At 69.9% G+C, this 3,462-nt stretch carries 2 protein-coding genes; both read right to left on the bottom strand.

The window, feature by feature from the left end:
• Window positions 1–1,956, bottom strand: a 1,956-nt coding sequence (locus J0670_RS33420) for a glycosyltransferase family 2 protein (RefSeq protein WP_243437888.1), incomplete at its 3' end; no start/stop codon positions are given.
• A gap of 726 nt (window positions 1,957–2,682) precedes the next feature.
• A complete protein-coding gene (locus tag J0670_RS33415; protein WP_243437889.1) occupies window positions 2,683–3,297 on the bottom strand; it encodes a 3-oxoacid CoA-transferase subunit B in 615 nt (204 codons plus the stop codon).
• Between the last annotated feature and the right edge of the window lie 165 nt (window positions 3,298–3,462).

Below are 3,462 nucleotides of genomic sequence, written 5' to 3'. Positions count from 1 at the left end.
GCGGGCGGCGTGGCGCGGGCGGCGCTTCTCCAGGACGACCGTCGGGACCGCCCTCGGATCGCCCGTGACGGTGAGGGTGGCGGTGGGCCGGGAACGGCGACGGCGCACGGCGTCGCCGGCCGAGATCAGGACCGGCAGCAGGGTCAGGGCCAGGGCGATCCAGGCCCAGGTGCGCATCGCGACGTGGTCGTAGCCGGTGTGGAAGGAGGCGGCGATGGCGCAGCCGAACACCAGCGTCCAGAACAGGTGGTAGCGGAAGGTGCCGAGTCGGTCGGCGCTGGCCGAGCGGCCCTTGGGTGTCACCACGAAGCGGTTGCGGCGGCGGACCAGCGCCTGTAGCAGCGAGGCGGCGTAGACCGGGCCGCAGAGTGCCGACATCACCATGCCCGCGACCCCGGAGGAACCGGCCGGCTCGTGCGGGCTCACGTTGTGCTTGCGGTTCCAGGTGTAGAGCAGGAGTTGGAGCGCGGCGGCGTCGCTGTAGAGCATCATCCAGATCTCCGAGGAGACGTGGACGCCGGAGGCGCCGAAGCCCAGGTAGAGCACGCTGGACACGCCGCCGAGCAGCCAGGCGAGCGCCGCCATCGGGTAGAAGCCCACCATCAGCGAGTAGTTGAGCATCCGGCCGGGGGACAGCCGCCAGATCACCCGCCAGTACTGGGTGAGCAGGGTCTCGTACGTGCCTCGGCTCCACCGCAGTTGCTGGGAGAAGAAGTCGGTCCAGGAGGACGGGCCTTCACCCACCGCGAGCACGTCCGGGGTGTACACGGACTTCCAGCGTTCTCCGGTCTCCGGGTTTCGGCTCCGGTGGAACTCCAAGCCGGTCGCCATGTCCTCCGTGATGGAGTCGTACAACCCGCCGATCGACTGGAGTGCGCGGATTCTGACGGCGTTGTTGGTGCCGACGAACATCGGTGCGCCGTAACGGTTTCCGGCACGTTGGATGAGGGCGTGGAAGAGGTACTGCTGACTCTCGGAGAATTTGGTGACGGCCGAGCCCGAGCTGCGGTAGTTCCCGTACACCTGCGGACCGACCACGAATGCGACGTCCGGATCGCGGAAGTAGCCGAGCATCCGCTCGCAGAAGTCGGGCAGCGGCACGTGGTCGGTGTCGACGGACACCCAGAAGTCGTAGTCGTCGCCGTGCGCCTCGAGCCAGGCGTTGTAGTTGCCGTGCTTGGTCCGGGCGCGGAACCGCCCCTTCGGCCGGTTCCAGTGCGGACGGCCGGCGCGGGTGAAGTGGTGCACGCCCAGCTCGGCGCAGAGGGCCCGCATTGCAGGATCGTTTCCCTCGTCCAACAGCCATACGTCGTACGGTCCTTCGTGCCGGACGGCGCGGGCCGCGACCAGCGTTCCCCGGACCATCTCCGGCGGCTCCTTCCCCGGCACGCAGGTGGTGAGGAAGGCGACCCGTGTGCCCGGCTGTGGTGTCACGGGTATCGGGTCGCGGGCGGCCAGGGTCGCGTGGGTGTTGGAGACCACGTTGACCAGCCGGAACACCTCGACCACCGCGATGATCCCGACCATCACCTTGTCGCCGAGCAGCACCAGGGTGTTGGTCTCGTCGAGGCGCTCCGGCCAGTGCTCGGGCAGCAGCAGCCACACCAGCAGCACCGCTTCCACCAGCGGGGCGGCCGTCATCAGCAGCGCGGCCCGGATCCGGTGCGGCTCGTGGCGCAGCAGGCTGCGGTACTGGACGCGGTAGGGGGTGGGTTCCGTCGCTGTCGCTGCACCTGCCGCCGCACCCGCCGCTGGTCCTGCCGCTGTTCCTGTGTCCGGTCCTGCGTCCGGTCCTGTGATCGTGGGCGCCCAGTCGCTCGGTTCGGGCCGGTAGACGCCGCCGCCGAGCTCCCGGTCCTCGTCCGGATCGACCGCCGGGCCGGCGAGGCGGCTGAAGTGGCCGTAGTCGTAAGGGGCTTCAGGTATCGGTATGGCGGCCAGGTCGGCCTCGTCCAATCGCCCGACGCCGCGGCCGCGCCCGTGGCGGGCCGTCGTTCCGACGTCCCTACGGTGGGCGTCCTGTCGTTGGACGCTCCCCGGCCGGACGTCCCTTCGTCGCGAGGACGGTACGGTCATGGCTGCTCCCCCCGGAGTATTGCGCCGTGCTTCGCTCGGCGGTGCCTCGCCTCGCTCCGAAGCCGTCCGGGCAGAACGCGGCCCGGTGAACTGCGGTCCTTCCCGCAGTTTCCGGGCTGTCCGACACATGGAGTGTGTGCGACCGGTTCAGTTGTGGGCCTGCGCGGCGGCTTCGAATGCGGGATCCCGGTGCACAATCCAGCTTCCCCTCCGGGGTGCGCGAGATCCTTGGCTTCCTCAACTCTCCCGGAGCGTAACGGTGATCGCAACCGTTCGGGGAAATGATCACCGCGCAAGCGTGAAGATGCTACGGTTCCCGGCCACACCGGTCGGCGGTGGTGCTAATGCGGGGAATTCGGCACGGGGTGGGGGTGGTGATGCCGCCCCCTGCTGTGCGAACGGCCGGACCGTTCCGGGAAGTTGCTCCTCGGGGTGGTCCGGCCGTCGGTGTCGGCGCCGGATTCGGTTCGCTCGGGCTCTCCCGGTCCTCCCGGTTCTCCCGGTCCTCTCGGTTCTGTTCGTTCTCCGGGCTTCGCCGGTTCCTTTGGTCCCGTCGGTTCTGTCAGTCCTGTTGGTCCCGTTGGGCCGTCGGCTCGGTCCGTTTCGTCAGAGCGGGGGCAGCAGGGGGGCGCCGGTGGCCGCCCGTACCTCGGTGAAGCTCACTCCCGGTGCCGTCTCCACCAGCCGCAGACCCTCCGGGGTCACGTCGACCACGGCCAGATCGGTGACGATCCGGTCCACAACTCCCCTTCCGGTGGCGGGTAGTGAGAGCTCGCCGACGATCTTCGGGGAGCCGTCCCTGGCGGTGTGCTCCATCACGACGATCAGCCGGCGGGCGCCGTGCACCAGGTCCATCGCACCGCCCATGCCCTTGACCATCTTGCCGGGGATCATCCAGTTCGCGAGGTCCCCGGCGGCCGACACCTGCATCGCGCCGAGCACCGAGACGTCGATCCGGCCGGCCCGGATCATGCCGAAGGAGAAGGCGGAGTCGAAGTACGAGGCGCCGGGGGCGACCGTCACCGTCTCCTTGCCCGCGTTGATCAGATCGGCGTGCTCATCGCCCTCCACCGGGTACGGGCCCACGCCGAGGATGCCGTTCTCCGAGTGCAGCACCACCTGGACGCCGGGCGGGAGGTGATTGGGTATCAGGGTCGGCAGGCCGATGCCCAGGTTCACGTACTGCCCGTCGCGCAACTCCCGGGCGGCCCGGGCGGCCAGGGCGTTGCGCGGGTCGAGGAGGGTGGCCGGGCGTTCGGCGGCTGGCTCGACGGTCTGCTCGGCGGCGGCCTCTCCGGCGGCTTGTTCGACGGCCTGTGCGGTGGGCTGTCCGGCGGTCCGTTCCGCGGTCTGCTCGGTGGTGGTCGGGGTGGGCATCGGTTCAGG

Source organism: Streptomyces sp. FH025, from assembly GCF_017427025.1.
GTDB lineage: Bacteria > Actinomycetota > Actinomycetes > Streptomycetales > Streptomycetaceae > Kitasatospora.
The sequence above is the reverse complement of the archived record's forward strand: the minus strand, read 5'-3'. Positions and strand labels throughout refer to the sequence as shown.